The sequence below is a fragment of the Pseudomonas sp. NY15354 genome, from assembly GCF_048068075.1.
Classification (GTDB): Bacteria; Pseudomonadota; Gammaproteobacteria; order Pseudomonadales; family Pseudomonadaceae; genus Aquipseudomonas; species Aquipseudomonas guariconensis_C.
This window is the reverse complement of sequence record NZ_JBLUPV010000009.1, coordinates 130,917-145,910: the sequence shown is the minus strand read 5'-3', so window position 1 is coordinate 145,910 and position 14,994 is coordinate 130,917. Positions and strand designations below refer to the sequence as shown.

Here is a 14,994-nt window from a genome sequence, read left to right as displayed (position 1 = left end):
CCATTGAGCGGCTTCGGTGCCTGGCGCGGGTGATAACGAGATAACACCCAAGGGGTCGGTGTCGAACACGTTACCGTCGGTCGCGGGCCAGCGAGCGTAGGCTGCCTGCGCCAAGGTAGGCTACCGGCCTGATGCGGGGGTACCAGGCCATAGCCAAGGGAGAGAGTTCATGCGTTCGCAGTGCAGTCCCAAGGATCACCTGCTAGACCTCGATGGCGTCGAGATTGCCGTGCGTTGCTGGGGGCCGGAAGACGGCATCCCTGTGTTGGCGTTGCACGGCTGGTTGGACAATGCCGCTTCGTTCGAGCGCTTGGCGCCGCTGCTCGATGGGTGCTTCGTGGTGGCGCCGGACCTGGCCGGCCATGGCCGCTCGGACCATCGTCGCGATGACAGTGGCTACTACTTGTGGGAACACGCCGAGGACATGCTGGCCGTTGTCGACAGCTTGGGCCTTGGGCATTTTCATGTGGTGGCCCATGGCATGGGCACCGGCATCGCCTCGTTGCTGGCGGCGCTCACCAGCAGCATCGCCAGCATGGTCTTTCTCGATGGCATGGGCGCGCCCTTTACCGTGGCCGCGGATGACCGTGTTCAGCATTTGGCCCGGGCCTACCGGCTCAAGCGCATGGTTCGTCGCAGCCGGTTGCAGGGCTTCGCCGAGCCGGGAGGTAGTCAGTTCGATGACCTGGAGTCGGCGCTGCTGCAGCGGCGCAACCGCCTCGACAGTACGTTGTCTTCGGACGCTGCGCGCCTGCTGGCCCTGCGCGACCTGCTGCAGGTGGGCGATGGCTACTGCTGGCGCCACGACCCGCGCCTGGTCTTGCCCGAGCCGATGCCGCTGACCGAGCGTGAAGCCTGTGATTTGTTGCGTCAGATCGCTTGCCCGCTGTACCTGATGCTGGGGCGCCAGGGCGCGTTCGCCGGTGACGGCTTCGAGCAGCGCCAGGGCGCCTTGCCCGAGCATGCCCGGGTCAGCTGGCACCCGGGCGGCCATCATTTCCATCTGGAGGCGCCTGACCGGGCGCTGGTCGACCAGATCCTGCGGGTGTTGGCCAGCCACGATACCGGCCAGTTGCAGCGCCTGGTCAACGAGTAGGCCGCAGACGAGGGGCTGTCGGCGGGCGTTGGGATCGGCTATGTTGCCTGCGTACCTATTTTTGGTCCGCCACAAGGAGCAGCGGCATGCCACCTTTCGTCATCCGGCACATCGATCACATCGTCCTGCGCGTCCAGGATCTGGAGCGCAGCATCGCCTTCTACCGTGACCTGCTTGGCTGTCAGTTGAGCCGAACGCGTGAGGACCTCGGAATGGTCCACCTGGCGGCGGGCACCGCGATGATCGACCTGGTGAACCTCGACGGCCCTCTGGGACGCCCAGGCGGGCCGGCCTCGAACGGGCAGGGCAACAACCTTCATCACTTCTGCCTGCGCATCGAGCCGTTCGACGAACAGGCCCTGACCACCTACCTGCAAGCGGCGGGCGTGACCGTCGAGCCTGCCGAGAAGCGCTATGGCGCCGAGGGCGAAGGCCCCTCGCTGTACTGCTTCGACCCGGACGGCAACCAGGTGGAGCTCAAGGGACCGCTGTCGTGACCGTGGCCCAGGTGCGCCAGCATTGGGTGCAGACGCCGCAAGGCAAGCTGTACGCCGAGGATTGGACACCGCTGGCCGCCCACGGCGCGCCGTTCATTCTGTTGCACGACTCCCTCGGTTGCGTGGCGTTGTGGCGGGAGTTTCCCGAGCGACTGGCACAGGCGACAGGGCGTCGGGTCATCGCCTATGACCGCCTGGGTTTCGGCCGCTCCGACGCTCACCCTGGTCAACTGACCGCGGACTTCGTCCAGGCCGAGGCCCATGAAGGCTTCGCCGCTGTATGTGCCCAGCTTGGGGTCGAGGACTTCGTGGTCTTTGGTCACAGCGTGGGTGGCGGCATGGCCGTGAACTGCGCGGCGGCGTACGCTGCGCAGTGCCAGGGGCTGATCACCGAGTCGGCCCAGGCATTCGTCGAGGCGCTCACCCTGGAGGGCATTCGCGCGGCGGACCAGCAGTTCCGTGATCCTGGGCAGATGCAGCGTCTGGCGCGCTATCACGGTGACAAAGCCCACTGGGTGTTACGCGCCTGGGTCGACAATTGGTTGTCCGAGGCGTTTGCCGCATGGAGCCTCGATGCGCAACTGCCCAACGTGCGCTGCCCGGTGCTGAGCCTGCACGGCGAGCTGGATGAGTTCGGTTCGCCCGCGCATCCGCAGCGCATCACCGACCTTGTCGCCGGGCCGAGCATCCTGCGTCTGCTGCAAGGTTGCGGGCATGTTCCGCACCGTGAACAGCCGGCGGTCGTGCTGGAGACGATCGGTCAGTTCCTGGCCTGACGACCAAACGATCTTTCCCGCGCCGCACTGCTCTAAGAGGGAACTGGCCAACGAAGAGCATCGCCCGTGGTTCGAGCGCCGATTTCCCCACCCGCTACGCCAGCCCAGGCCTTGGCACTGCTGCTATTGGCCGTGGGCTTGGTGGTGGCCTCAGGCCTTGCGCCGAGTCATCGCGCCGACTGGTGGACGGAAAACATCGTCCCGTTGGCGCTGCTGTTGGCCCTGACCCTGGGCTGGCGCTGGCTGCAACTGTCGAGCGCATCCTCTATCGCCATCCTGCTCTTGCTGGCGGTCCATGAGCTCGGCGCGCACTACACCTACGCCGAGGTGCCCTATGACCGTTGGGCGAAGGCGCTGTGCGGTCAGTCTTTGGATGCGGCCCTGGGTTGGCAGCGCAACCAGTACGACCGCTTGGTGCACCTGAGCTACGGCCTGCTGTTCTACAGGCCCCTGCGTGAAACGCTGTGGCGCCTGACCCCCTTGCGCGGCGCCTGGCTGGCCGTGCTGGCGCTGAACCTGGTGTTGGCCAGCTCGGCGCTGTACGAGCTGATCGAATGGGTGGGCGGCCAGTACTTGGGCAAGGACACTGCCCAGGCGTTCGTCGCTACCCAGCGCGACCCGTGGGATGCACAGAAGGACATGGCCCTGGCGCTGCTCGGGGCCTTGGTCAGTTGCCTGTCGGGCCGGCTGCGACATTGAAATCGCTTCGAGAGGCTGGGGCTACTGCGCAGCTCACCGCAGGCTTGGCCAGCTCCTGCATAAATCGCGCTGTACCCGCGTAGGAGCGGCCTTGTGCCGCGAAAGGGGCGCGCAGCGAACCCCGGAACATCGGCAAGCACGACCCGGCCCGGTGCCCTGTGGTCGGGGCTCCATGGCCATGTTGGCAAAGGCGATTATGCTTCAACTGACCCTGCTGCGATCCTGGGCGCTTCGCCTGTCGTGCTTCGCACAATCTGCAAGTCCTAGGGCCTGGGTGTACGGGTGAATTGCATGGGAGGCACCTGCGGCCTGCAACCTCGAGACGGAGGCAACCCATGGCGGTCATCGACAGCACATCCACGGGCAGTAGCGCGCCCCAACGCGGCATCACTCGGGAGGAGCGCAAGGTCATCTTCGCCTCGTCCCTCGGCACCGTGTTCGAATGGTACGACTTCTACCTCTACGGCTCCCTGGCGGCGATCATCGCCAAGCACTTCTTCGCTGGGGTCAACGAGACCACCTCCTTCATCTTCGCCTTGCTGGCCTTTGCCGCCGGGTTTGCCGTGCGGCCGTTCGGCGCCATCGTGTTCGGCCGCCTGGGCGACATGATCGGGCGCAAGTACACCTTCCTGATCACCATCGTCATCATGGGCCTGTCCACTGCAGTGGTGGGCGTACTGCCCGGCTACGCCAGCATCGGCGTGGCGGCGCCGATCATCCTCATCACCCTGCGCCTGCTGCAGGGCCTGGCGCTGGGTGGCGAATATGGCGGTGCGGCTACCTATGTGGCCGAGCATGCGCCCAAGGGCAAGCGTGGATTCTTCACCTCATGGATCCAGACCACCGCGACCCTGGGGCTGTTTCTCTCGCTGCTGGTGATCCTGGCTTGCCGCACGTTGTTGGGTTCGGAGGCCTTCGAGGCTTGGGGCTGGCGCATCCCGTTCGTGCTGTCGATCCTGTTGCTGGCGATCTCGGTGTACATCCGCATGCAGCTCAACGAGTCGCCGGTGTTCATGAAGATGAAATCCGAAGGCAAGGCCTCCAAGGCGCCGCTGACCGAGTCCTTCGCCCGCTGGGACAACCTCAAGGTGGTGATCATGTCACTGCTCGGCGGCACGGCCGGCCAGGCGGTGGTGTGGTACACCGGGCAGTTCTACGCGCTGTTCTTCCTGCTGCAGATGCTCAAGATCGACCCGCAGACCGCCAACCTGCTGATCGCAGGCTCGCTGTTGATCGGCACACCGTTCTTCATCCTGTTCGGCAGCCTGTCCGACCGCATCGGCCGCAAGAAGATCGTCATGGCCGGCTGCATCATCGCCGCGCTGACGTACTTCCCGATCTTCAAAGCCTTGACCGAGTACGGCAACCCGGACGTGTTCGTCGCCCAGGAGCAGAACCCGGTGGTGGTGATCGCTGACCCGGACCAGTGCGCGTTCCAGTTCGACCCGGTGGGCAAGGCCAAATTCACCAGTTCTTGCGACATCGCCAAGAGCTTGCTGGCCAAGCGCGCCATCCCTTACCAGAACGAGCGCGCCGAGCCTGGCAGCGTGGCGCAGATCCGCATCGGCGAGCGGGTGATTCCAAGTTTCGAGGGCGGTGCGATGGCCGCGGCGGACTTCAAGGCCCAGAGCGAGGGCTTCACGGCCACCCTGGGCAGCGCGCTTAAGGAGGCGGGCTACCCTGAAAAAGCCGACCCGGCCAAGACCCATTACCCGATGGTGCTGTTGCTGCTGACCCTTCTGGTGATCTACGTGACCATGGTCTATGGCCCGATCGCCGCCTGGCTGGTGGAGCTGTTCCCAGCGAGGATCCGCTACACCTCGATGTCATTGCCGTACCACATCGGCAATGGCTGGTTCGGCGGGTTCCTGCCGACCGTGGCGTTCGCCATGGTGGCTGCGACCGGGGACATCTACTACGGGCTGTGGTATCCGATCGTCATTGCGGTGATGACGGCGGTATTGGGCACATTCTTCCTGCCGGAGACCAAGGACCGGGATATCCATCACGCCTGAAGGGCGCGCAGTCGAAGGGGCGTAGAGCGCCCCTTCGTAGGTAGATTGTCCACGCCTCAATCGAAACACCCGCGCAAGGCGTAGCGATAGCCGATGTCCACGCCTGAGCTATCGCCTCGGGCGTGGGTCTGTTTCAGCACGAACTCGAAGGCCGGTTCGTACAGCCCGTCGCGCAGTACGGCGCCGGCCAGCACCTCCACCCGGTACCAGCCGTTGTCCAGTTCGATGATCGGCCGCCCGGGTTGCTGGTAGCGCGCCAGCAGATCGCCCAGGGTCTTGGGGGTGAAGTGCTGCAGGATGCGCCAGGTGAACAGCATCAATGAACGGTGCTCCACCCGCAGCACATAACCCGGTCGGCGGTGCTTGAGGCGGCTACCGGGGGCGAGCAGGGCAGGCGTGTCGTCACCCAGGCTGAAGATGATCCGGTAGGGCAGGTTCTCCACCCCGGCCAGGGGCAGCACAACGCCCTCGAGCACCGCCTGGTCGCCGCTGTCGCCACGGGTGAAGGCGCGGGCCAGGTCGTCGGGCAGGGCGTGTTCTTCCTTGAAGCGATGAAGCAACTGGATATCGCCAAGGATGAAGTAGTCGATCAGGTCGTTCTGGACTTCGCTGAATTCGTAGCGCATCGGATTTTCCTTGTTATGGCTGCGCTGTGAGGGACAGCTGACTGTAGCGCAAGGCCCTCGCGGCTGTCTTCAGACTGCCTTCAGGTTCGCTGCCGATACTCCCCCCATCGAATCTTCCCCTGGGGGAACCCCATGATCGACGAACATTGGCGCGCCTTGTTTCCCCTGGCGATCGGCACCCATGCCGACCGCGGCTTGGCGCATCTGACCTTGAGCCTTGCCAACGAGCCCGGCCGTAGCCAACTAGAACACTTCATCCACCAGCGTTTTGCCTCGGTCCACCACGCCGATGTCCACCACTACCTGCCGGAACTCCTGGGCCTGGCCGACAGCCACGGGCGTTTGATCGCCGCTGCTGGTATGCGCCTGGCGGGAGAGGGCGCGCTGTTTCTGGAGCGCTATCTGGACGAGCCGGTGGAACGCGCGGCCTCGCGCCTGGCCGGTGGCCCGGTGAGCCGGGAACAGGTGGTGGAAGTGGGCAACCTGGCAGCGCTCAGCGCCGGCAGTGCGCGCATCATGATCATCGCCGTGACCTGGTTGCTGGCCGCCCGAGGGCTGGACTGGGTCGCCTTCACCGGCGCTGCAACGCTGGTCAACAGCTTTCACCGCCTGGGGCTGGTGCCCACCTTGCTGGCTGACGCCGATCCGGGCCGGCTCAATGGCGAGCGCGACCACTGGGGCAGCTATTACAGCCAGCATCCGCACGTGTTCGCCGGCAGCATCGGCCTGGGGCATGCGGCGCTGACCCAGGCCGGTGTGTTCCAGCGTCTGGGGTTGCCCGCCGCGTTCCAGGAGGCCGGCCATGCAGCATGAGGCGCAGGCGTTCGCCGAAATACTGCAACAGCACGCCCGCGATCGCGGTGGGCAAATCGCGGTGCAGGGTGCCACGGGCCGCTTCGATTATGGCCAGCTGTTGAGCGAGGTCGAGCAGCGTGCAGCGTGGTTGCGCAGCCAGGCGCCCGGTACGTTCGCCCTGGCCCTGGACAACGGCCCCCAGGCGCTGTTCTGGGACCTGGCGGCGCTGTTGGCCGAGCGGCCCTGCGTGATCGTGCCGCCGTTCTTCAGCCCGGCGCAGGTCCGTCATTGCCTGGACGACAGCGGCGTGACCCTGGTCCTGGCCGAGCCGGGGTTTGTGCCGGCGCTGCAGGCGGCGGGCTTCAGCGAAGCCGAGGGCTTCTGGTCCCGCCAGGTGGGCGGGGGCCATGCCTTGCCGGCAGGCACCGCCAAGATCACTTACACCTCCGGCAGCACCGGCGCCCCCAAGGGCGTCTGCCTGGGAAGCGATGCGCTGCTGCGTGTGGCCCGCGAGTTGGAAGCGGCCAGCCGCCCGACAGCACCGGGGAAGTACCTGGCAGTGCTGCCCCTGGGCGTGCTGCTGGAGAACCTCGGCGTCTACGCTGCCTTGCTGGCTGGCGCCTGCGTGATGATCTACCCGCAGGCGCAACTGGGCTTGCAGGGCGCAGGGCAGGTCGACTGGAAGCGTTTGCTGGGCAGCATCGCCTTGAGCGGCACTGAAAGCCTGATCCTGGTGCCGCAGTTGCTGCTGGGCCTGGTGAGTGCCATCGAGCGCGGCCTGACCCGGGTCGGGCCTTTGCGCTTCGTGGCCGTGGGCGGCGCACGCGTGGCGCAGAGCCTGTTGGCCCGGGCCGAAGCGGTCGGCTTGCCGGTCTTCGAAGGGTATGGATTGTCCGAGTGCGCCTCGGTGGTGTGCCTCAACCGACCCGGCGCCCGACGCCCCGGCAGTGTCGGGCGACCCTTGCCCCACGTGCAGGTGCGCATTGGCGAGGACGGCGAAGTGCTGGTGGCCGGCTCGACCCTGCTGGGCTACCTGGGCGAGCCGCCGTTCACCGGGCAATGGTGGCCAACGGGTGATATCGGCCATTTCGACGACGATGGCTTCCTGTACCTGGCAGGACGCAAGAAGAACCAGTTCATTACCAGCTTCGGACGCAACGTCAACCCTGAGTGGGTCGAGGCCGAGCTGACCCAGGGTGGCGTGATTCTCCAGGCCTTCGTGCATGGCGAGGGTTTGGCGCACAACCTGGCGCTGCTCTGGCCGCTGGACCCAAGCTGCGACGACGCGCTGATCGAACAGGCGGTGGCGCAGTGCAACGCGGGCCTGCCGGACTATGCCCGTGTCCACACCTGGCGACGCCTGCCCGAACCCTTGAGCGTTGCCAATGCAACCCTGACCGCCAATGGCCGACCGCGCCGGGACGAGATCCTGCGGCGCTATCACGGCCTGTTATCCGCTATCGATGTCCCATGAGGTCTGTCATGTCTTTCTTCGAAACCTTGCAAGCACGTACCGCCCCGCAACGCGACGCCCTGTTCGGTGTACCGGTCATTCGCGAGGCGCTCGCCGGTGCCGTCAGCCTGGAGGGCTATGTGGCCTTCCTCACCCAGGCCTACCACCACGTGCGCCATACCGTGCCGCTGATGATGGCCTGCGGTGCACGACTGCCCGCGCGCCTGGAATGGCTGCGCGGTGCGGTGTGCGAGTACATCGACGAGGAGTACGGCCACGAACGCTGGATCCTCAATGACATCGAGGCCTGCGGTGGCGACCCTGACCGGGTGCGTGACAGCCGCCCTGCGCTGCCGATCGAACTGATGGTGGCGTTTCTCTACGACACCATCGCCCGGGGCAACCCGGTGGGGTTGTTCGGCATGGTCAACGTGCTCGAAGGCACCAGCATCGCCTTGGCCACCCAGGCCGCCGGGACCCTCCAGAGCAGCCTGGCCTTGCCGGACAAAGCCTTCAGCTACCTAAGCTCCCATGGCGCCTTGGATCAGGACCACATGGCCACCTACCGCGGGCTGATGGATCGGCTGGACCAACCCGAGGACCAGGAGGCGGTGATCCATGCCGCCCAGGTGGTGTACCGCCTGTACACCGAGATGTTCCAGGGACTGCCGCGTGCCACCGGGCAAGAGGTGCGCCATGCGTCTGCCTGAATGCACGGCGGTATTGACCGGGGCCAGCGGAGGCATCGGCCTGGAGCTGGCGAGCCAGTTGTGCGCCGCCGGTGCCCGGGTGCTGGCGGTCAGCCGACACATGGGGCCGCTGGCTGCCCTGATGAACCGCTACCCCCAGCAATTGCGCTGGCAATCAGCCGACTTGCGCAGCCCTGCCGGTCGCCAGGCCGTGATCGCTGCGGCGCGGGCCTACGGCGGGGCCAATCTGCTGATCAACGCCGCTGGGGTCAATCGCTTCGCGCTGTTCGAGCAGCTCGACGAAGCGGCGCTGGATGACCTGATCGACCTCAACATCAAGGCCACCCTGCAGCTGACCTGCGGGCTGCTGCCGCTGTTGCGCGAGCAGCCCCGGGCGTTGGTGGTGAACGTTGGCTCCATCTACGGCTCGATCGGCTATCCCGGCTATGCCACGTACAGCGCCAGCAAGTTTGCCTTGCGCGGGTTCTCCGAAGCCCTGCGCCGGGAGCTTGCCGACACCTCGGTGAACGTGCTGTACGCCGCGCCCCGGGCGACCCGTACCAGCATGAACAGCAGCGCCGCCACCGCCCTGAACCAAGCCCTGAAGGTCGGGATGGATGATCCAGGCGATGTCGCCAAGGCCGTGCTCGACGCGGTGCAGGCCGAGCGCAGCGAGCTGTACCTGGGCTGGCCGGAAAAACTCTTCGTGCGCTTGAACGGCATGCTGCCCGGCCTGGTCGACCGGGCTTTACGCAAGCAATTGCCGCTGATCCGCCGCTACAGCGATGCCAACAGCAAGGAGTCGAACAAATGAGATACCTGATCCTCGCCGGCCTGCTGGTCGCCGCTCCGTTCACGTGGGCACTGGATCCGGCAGGCACCCAGCGCCTGACGGATGTCCAGCAGCGCTGGGCACAGATCCAGTACACCCTGCCCAAGGCCCAGCGCGCCGATGCGCTGGAAAAACTGGCCGTCGACAGCGGTGCATTCGTGCGTCAGTACCCAAGCTCGCCCGAGGCGCTGATCTGGGACGGCATCGTCAACAGCAGTTGGGCCGGAGCCACGGGTGGGCTGGGGGCGCTGGGCAAGGTCAAGGCTGCCCGCGCCAGCCTGGAGAAGGCGATCGCCATGGACCCTACTGCCCTGCAAGGTTCGGCCTATACCAGCCTGGGGGCGTTGTACGACCAGGTACCGGGCTGGCCCATCGGCTTTGGCGACAGCGACAAGGCCGAGGCGATGCTGCGCAAGGCCCTGACGCTCAACCCCGAGGGGATCGACAGCAATTACTTCTGGGCCGATCATCTGGTGCGCGAAGGGCACTATGCCCAAGCGCGCGAGGCCCTGCACAAGGCATTGCAGGCACCTGCGCGGCCCGGCCGGGAACTGGCTGATAAAGGCCGACGCCAGGAAATCGATGCTTTACTCAAAAGCATCCAGGACAAACAGGACTGAGTATGCGGCTGCTGCTGGTGGAGGATGACAGGGCACTGGGGGAGGGGATTTGCGACGGACTGCGCCAGGAGGGCTATACCCTCGATTGGTTGCAGGATGGCATCAATGCGCTGCATGCCCTTCGCCATGAGCCGTTTGACCTGGTGGTGTTGGATTTGGGGCTGCCCCGCCTGGATGGCGTCGAACTGCTGCGGCGCGTGCGCGTCGATGGCAATGCGGTGCCAGTGCTGATCCTCACGGCGCGTGACGCCACCGAGGACCGGATCGCAGGGCTGGACGCCGGGGCCGACGACTACCTGATCAAACCGTTCGATCTCAACGAACTCAAGGCCCGCCTGCGCGCCTTGCTGCGCCGCAGTGCCGGCCGGGCCCGGCTGGTGATCGAGCATGCCGGCGTGGCGCTGGACCCGGCCACCCAGCAAGTCAGCTACAACGGCCAGGCGGTGGTGCTCACGCCCAATGAGTACCGGCTGCTGCACGAGCTGCTGGCCCAGCCGGGCAAGGTATTCACCCGCGAGCGCCTGACCCAACTGCTGTATGGCTGGGGCGAAGAGCCGGAGAGCAATACCCTGGAAGTGCACATCTATCACCTGCGCAAAAAACTGTTCAACGGGCTGATCCGCACCGTGCGTGGCATCGGCTACCTGGTGGAAGGCAAGCCATGAGCTCGCTGCGCCGACGCACCCTGTGGCGGGTGATGCTGGTGCTGGTGCTCGGCAGCGCCTTGCTGGCCTTGTACAACTACCATGACAGCCGACACGAGATCGCCGAGGTCTATGACGCTCACTTGGCGCAGAATGCCCGTTTGTTGCAAGGGGTCCTGAGCCTGCCGCTGCACGGGCAGCGCCGCGAGGACCTTTACCAGGCCTTCGATGCAGCCTTGGGCAAGGCGGGGCGACGTCGTGTCGGGCATCCGTATGAGAGCAAGCTGGCGTTCCAGGTGTGGAGCGATGACGGCGTGGTGATGGTCAATACCCCGAGCGCGCCGACATTCGTCACGCGCCCGAGCACGCCGGGGTTTTCCGATCTGGTGGTCGATGGGCGCAAGTGGCGCAGTTTTGTCCTGCCCGTTCCCGAGCAGCATTGGGTGATCTGGGTGGGCGAGCGTAGCGATGTGCGCGACGACCTGGTCGGGCGCATCGTGCGCCATACCCTCTTGCCGTTTCTGTTGGGCAGCCTGGCCCTGGCGCTGTTGGTCTGGCTGGCCATCGGTCGCGCCCTGATGCCGCTGCAGAACATGGCCCAGGTCATTCGCGCGCGGCACGCCGAATCCCTGGCGCCGCTGCAACTGGTCCCGTTGCCCCGGGAGCTCGAGCCGATGCAGGCCGCCATCAACCGCTTGTTGACGCAGATCGAGCAGTTGCTGCGCCGCGAGCACCGCTTCATCGCCGACGCCGCCCACGAGATGCGCACGCCCTTGGCGATTCTGCGCCTGCATGCGCAGAACGCCCAGGGCGCCACTACCGAAGAGGAGCGGCAAAAGGCGCTGGGCTTTCTGATCGCAGGCGTGGACCGCCTTGGCCGGGTGGTCAACCAACTGCTGACCTTGGCCCGCCTGGAACCGCGCCTGGCGCAGCGCACCCGGGAGCGGGTCGACCTGGAAGCCTTGGTGACCGAACATCTCGCCCAACTGGCGCCCTGGATACTCGAACAGGGCCAGGAACCTTCGCTGGATATCGCCCCCGGCGACTATCACCTGGCGACTGACGCCGGTGCCCTGACCATTGCCCTGCAGAACCTGGTGACCAACGCAGTGAATCACTCACCACCTGGCGGGCGGGTCCGCGTATCGCTGGCGCGGGTGGGTGAACAGGTGTTGCTCTGCGTGGAGGATGAAGGGCCCGGTATCGACGAAGCAGACCTCGAGCGGGTGTTCGAGCGCTTCTACAGCAAGGATTCGAGCAATGGCGCGGGGCTGGGGCTGTCGATCGTCAGCATGATCGCCAAGCGCCTGGGTGGCAGCGTGCAGCTGTGCAACGTCGCCCCGCACGGGTTGCGGGCGACCTTGCGCTTGGAGGCCGGCACGCCTCAGTGACGTTGGGCGATCTGGATCAGGTTGCCGCAGGTGTCGTCGAACACAGCCACGGTCACCGGGCCCATGGCGGTCGGCGGTTGGGTGAAGCGCACCCCGGCTGCGCACAGGCGGGTGTATTCGGCCTGGATATCGCGCACCCCGAAGGACGTCGCGGGGATGCCATCCTGCTTGAGGGCGGTTTTGTAGGTCTTGGCGGCGGGATGGGCATCGGGTTCGAGCAGCAGCTCCACACCGTTGGGGTCATTGGGCGAGGTGAGAGTCAGCCAGCGATGTTGCCCCATGGGAATGTCATGCTTGGGCTCGAAACCCAGCACATAGTGGTAGAAGGCAAGGGCCTTGGCCTGGTCATCGACCAGGATGCTGGTGATCACGATCTTCATAGGCGTGCGTCCGATCTGCGGGCAGTTACCTGCAAGTAAAGACGCTCTGGACCCGTTCACCACTCCCTATATGGGTGAGTCCACTATTGCATTCGCGGGTAAACCCGCTCCCACAAGGGCGGCGGCGTGCCCGCGAATGCGCACCCGCCGCCGCTGCAGGCACGGCGCCAGGTTTGAGAGCAACACAGAAACCTGTGGGAGCGGGTTTACCCGCGAATGCGCCGGTGAATCCACCTTCATATTCGCGGGCGAGCTGGAGCTCGGAACCGCCGCTCCCAACGTCATCTCGCCCGCATGTTGAAAGGGCCGCGAAGCGGCCCCTGTGATCAATGTTGACGCAGAAACGCCAGCAACTGCTGGTTGACCTGCTCGGCCGCCTCCATCTGCACCATGTGTCCCATGCCCGCGATCACCACTGCCTCGGCCTCCAGCCCTTGGGCATGGCTGGCCGGAATGATCGCGTCCTCGCTGCCCCAGATCACCAGCACCGGATGCTGGCCCAGGACGCCGCGCAGGTCGTGCCGCTGCCGGTCACTCTCGGCAAGGGCCGCGGCCAGTTGGCGCAAGGCGCTGTCGACCCCTTCCAGGCGCTTGAACTTGAGCATGTCCTCGAGCATCTGCCGGGTCACCAGGCCCGGGTCGGCGAACAGCTGGCTCATCGCGGGCTTGAGGGCGTTGCGGCTGCCTGCCTCGACGAAGGCGCGCAGGTAGCCGCCATTGATCGCCTCGCCCAGGCCGGCGCTGGCGATCAGCCCCAGGCTCGCCACCCGTTGCGGGGACAGGCGGGTCAGGTTAAGGCTCACTGCGCCGCCCATGGAATGGCCGACGAAATGGGCGCGGGGGATGTCCAGATGGTCGAGCAACGCCAAAACCGCTTCGCTCAGCTCATCCAGATCACCCCTTTGCAGGGCCTTGGTCGATTCGCCGTGGCCGGGCAGGTCCAGGGCGATGACACGGCGCTCGCAGGCCAAGGCGGGGTGATTGAACAGCCAGTTATTGAGGTCGCCACCAAAGCCATGCACCAGCACCAGCGGCGTGCCGCCTTCGCCGAGCTCGAACCAGCGCAGCAGACGACCGCCCACTTCGGCCTTCTGCGGTGCCGGCCCCTGGGCCTGTTCACCGCCACCTTCGGCGACGAACTCGGCTTGAAAGCGCTGCACCACGGCGTCGATCTGCGCCTCGTCGGCTTCACCCTCCACCACCACCGCGAGCAGGGCGCCCACCGGCAGGGTTTCGTCGGGCTGCGCCACGACCCGGCGCAGCACGCCGCTGAACGGCGCCTCGACACTGCTGCTGATCTTGTCGGTCTCCACGTCCAGCACTTCATCGCCTTTGTTGATGAGGTCGCCTTCCTGCTTGAGCCAGGTGTCGACCCGGCCTTCGGTCATCGACAGGCCCCATTTGGGCATGGTCAGGGTATGGATCTGGCTCATGCGGCGCTCCTCGTGGCTTCGATCACCTTGCGCACGGCGGTTTCGATCTTCGCCGCGTCAGGTATGTACAAGTCTTCGAGCGCGTCCGAGAAGGGCACCGGCGTGTGCGGTGCGGTCACCATCTCGATCGGGCCCTTGAGGGCGCCGAAGGCCTTCTGCGCGACCAGCGCACTGATGTCGGTGGCCATGGAGCAGCGCGGGTTGGCTTCGTCGATCACCACAAGGCGTCCGGTCTTCTCGACGCTTTCTAGGATGCTGTCCTCATCCAGCGGGCTGGTGGTGCGCAGGTCCAGCACTTCGCAGTCAATGCCCTGGCGCGCCAGGTGGGCGGCCGCCTCCATGGCCACGTGGACCATGCGGCCATAGGTCACCAGGGTCACGTCATCGCCGTCACGCAGGAAATTGGCTTCACCGAAGGGGATGCTATAGACCTCCTCGGGCACCTCGCCCTGCATGCCATAGAGCAATTTGTGCTCGCAGAAGATCACCGGGTCGTTGTCGCGGATCGCCTGGATCAACAAACCCTTGGCGTCGTAAGGCGAGGAGGGGCAGACCACCTTCAGGCCCGGGATGTGCGTCCACAGCGAAGTGAGCATCTGCGAATGCTGTGCGGCAGCGCGCAGGCCAGCGCCGTACATGGTGCGCATCACCAACGGGGTGACTGCTTTGCCGCCGAACATGTAGCGAAATTTCGCCGCCTGGTTGAGGATCTGGTCCAGGCAGCAACCGGCGAAGTCGACGAACATCAGTTCGCACACTGGGCGCAGGCCTTGGGTCGCGGCGCCCACCGCGGCGCCCACGTAACCGATTTCCGACAAGGGCGCATCCAGCACGCGGCCAGGGAACTGGTGGTAAAGGCCCTTGGTGACGCCGAGCACACCGCCCCAGGCATCGTCTTCACCGGGCGCACCCGCGCCGCCGGCCACGTCTTCGCCAATGATGAACACGGTGCTGTCGCGGCGCATTTCCTGGGCCAGGGCTTCGTTGATGGCCTGCTGGTAGCTGATCTTTCTTGCCATGGTGGTTCTCCTGTTGTTCTTGTAATTCG

Annotated in this window: 16 protein-coding genes; 12 read left to right on the top strand and 4 right to left on the bottom strand. The window is 65.7% G+C overall.

Annotation, left to right across the window (positions count from 1 at the left end; all coding sequences use genetic code 11):
* Nucleotides 1-169 precede the first annotated feature (169 nt).
* The 5 genes from ACNFCH_RS11915 (at nt 170) to ACNFCH_RS11895 (ending at nt 5,083) form a co-directional block, all read left to right on the top strand.
* Entirely contained in the window at nt 170-1,096 is a 927-nt protein-coding gene (locus ACNFCH_RS11915; protein ID WP_337160033.1) for an alpha/beta hydrolase, read from the top strand.
* Between the two features lie 86 nt (nt 1,097-1,182).
* Nucleotides 1,183-1,593: a VOC family protein gene (locus tag ACNFCH_RS11910; protein WP_196165453.1), complete on the top strand. Its 411-nt coding sequence runs from the start codon at nt 1,183-1,185 to the stop codon at nt 1,591-1,593.
* Nucleotides 1,590-2,369, top strand: coding sequence for an alpha/beta hydrolase (locus ACNFCH_RS11905; protein ID WP_337160035.1), 780 nt, complete (start codon nt 1,590-1,592; stop codon nt 2,367-2,369). The genes ACNFCH_RS11910 and ACNFCH_RS11905 overlap by 4 nt, the downstream gene beginning before the upstream one ends.
* 66 nt (nt 2,370-2,435) lie before the next feature.
* Nucleotides 2,436-3,068 (top strand): DUF2238 domain-containing protein, encoded by a 633-nt coding sequence (locus tag ACNFCH_RS11900; protein WP_337160036.1) that lies wholly within the window; start codon nt 2,436-2,438, stop codon nt 3,066-3,068.
* Between the two features lie 335 nt (nt 3,069-3,403).
* Nucleotides 3,404-5,083 (top strand): MFS transporter, encoded by a 1,680-nt coding sequence (locus ACNFCH_RS11895; RefSeq protein WP_416742851.1) that lies wholly within the window; start codon nt 3,404-3,406, stop codon nt 5,081-5,083.
* A 56-nt stretch (nt 5,084-5,139) separates the two neighbouring features.
* Here the strand turns inward: ACNFCH_RS11895 and ACNFCH_RS11890 are convergent, their stop codons facing one another.
* On the bottom strand, nt 5,140-5,709 hold the full coding sequence (locus tag ACNFCH_RS11890; protein ID WP_337160038.1) for a hypothetical protein: 570 nt from the start codon (nt 5,707-5,709) through the stop codon (nt 5,140-5,142).
* 132 nt (nt 5,710-5,841) lie between these two features.
* Between ACNFCH_RS11890 and ACNFCH_RS11885 the strand changes: the two genes are divergently transcribed.
* From ACNFCH_RS11885 to ACNFCH_RS11855, 7 genes are read left to right on the top strand one after another with little or no spacing between them, the layout of a single operon-like run.
* Nucleotides 5,842-6,522, top strand: coding sequence for a thermostable hemolysin (locus ACNFCH_RS11885; RefSeq protein ID WP_416742850.1), 681 nt, complete (start codon nt 5,842-5,844; stop codon nt 6,520-6,522).
* Nucleotides 6,512-7,978, top strand: a complete 1,467-nt coding sequence (locus ACNFCH_RS11880) for an AMP-binding protein (RefSeq protein ID WP_416742849.1) — start codon at nt 6,512-6,514, stop codon at nt 7,976-7,978. The genes ACNFCH_RS11885 and ACNFCH_RS11880 overlap by 11 nt, the downstream gene beginning before the upstream one ends.
* Before the next feature lie 8 nt (nt 7,979-7,986).
* On the top strand, nt 7,987-8,667 hold the full coding sequence (locus ACNFCH_RS11875) for an iron-containing redox enzyme family protein (RefSeq protein WP_337160041.1): 681 nt from the start codon (nt 7,987-7,989) through the stop codon (nt 8,665-8,667).
* Entirely contained in the window at nt 8,654-9,460 is an 807-nt protein-coding gene (locus ACNFCH_RS11870; protein ID WP_337160042.1) for an SDR family oxidoreductase, read from the top strand. Before ACNFCH_RS11875 ends, ACNFCH_RS11870 begins: the two co-directional genes overlap by 14 nt.
* Entirely contained in the window at nt 9,457-10,098 is a 642-nt protein-coding gene (locus tag ACNFCH_RS11865; RefSeq protein WP_337160043.1) for a tetratricopeptide repeat protein, read from the top strand. Before ACNFCH_RS11870 ends, ACNFCH_RS11865 begins: the two co-directional genes overlap by 4 nt.
* A gap of 2 nt (nt 10,099-10,100) precedes the next feature.
* Entirely contained in the window at nt 10,101-10,763 is a 663-nt protein-coding gene (locus ACNFCH_RS11860; protein ID WP_196165443.1) for a response regulator transcription factor, read from the top strand.
* Nucleotides 10,760-12,133: a sensor histidine kinase gene (locus tag ACNFCH_RS11855; RefSeq protein ID WP_416742848.1), complete on the top strand. Its 1,374-nt coding sequence runs from the start codon at nt 10,760-10,762 to the stop codon at nt 12,131-12,133. The genes ACNFCH_RS11860 and ACNFCH_RS11855 overlap by 4 nt, the downstream gene beginning before the upstream one ends.
* On the opposite strand, the gene ACNFCH_RS11850 is transcribed toward ACNFCH_RS11855, so the two are convergent.
* The 3 genes from ACNFCH_RS11850 to ACNFCH_RS11840 all read right to left on the bottom strand — a co-directional run bounded on the left by ACNFCH_RS11850 (nt 12,127) and on the right by ACNFCH_RS11840 (nt 14,965).
* Complete coding sequence (locus ACNFCH_RS11850; protein ID WP_043215929.1) at nt 12,127-12,513, bottom strand: VOC family protein; 387 nt, start codon at nt 12,511-12,513, stop codon at nt 12,127-12,129. The two genes, ACNFCH_RS11855 and ACNFCH_RS11850, sit on opposite strands and share 7 nt — an antisense overlap.
* 326 nt (nt 12,514-12,839) lie before the next feature.
* Nucleotides 12,840-13,946, bottom strand: a complete 1,107-nt coding sequence (locus tag ACNFCH_RS11845) for an acetoin dehydrogenase dihydrolipoyllysine-residue acetyltransferase subunit (RefSeq protein ID WP_416742846.1) — start codon at nt 13,944-13,946, stop codon at nt 12,840-12,842.
* Nucleotides 13,943-14,965: an alpha-ketoacid dehydrogenase subunit beta gene (locus ACNFCH_RS11840; RefSeq protein ID WP_337160046.1), complete on the bottom strand. Its 1,023-nt coding sequence runs from the start codon at nt 14,963-14,965 to the stop codon at nt 13,943-13,945. Before ACNFCH_RS11840 ends, ACNFCH_RS11845 begins: the two co-directional genes overlap by 4 nt.
* Between the last annotated feature and the right edge of the window lie 29 nt (nt 14,966-14,994).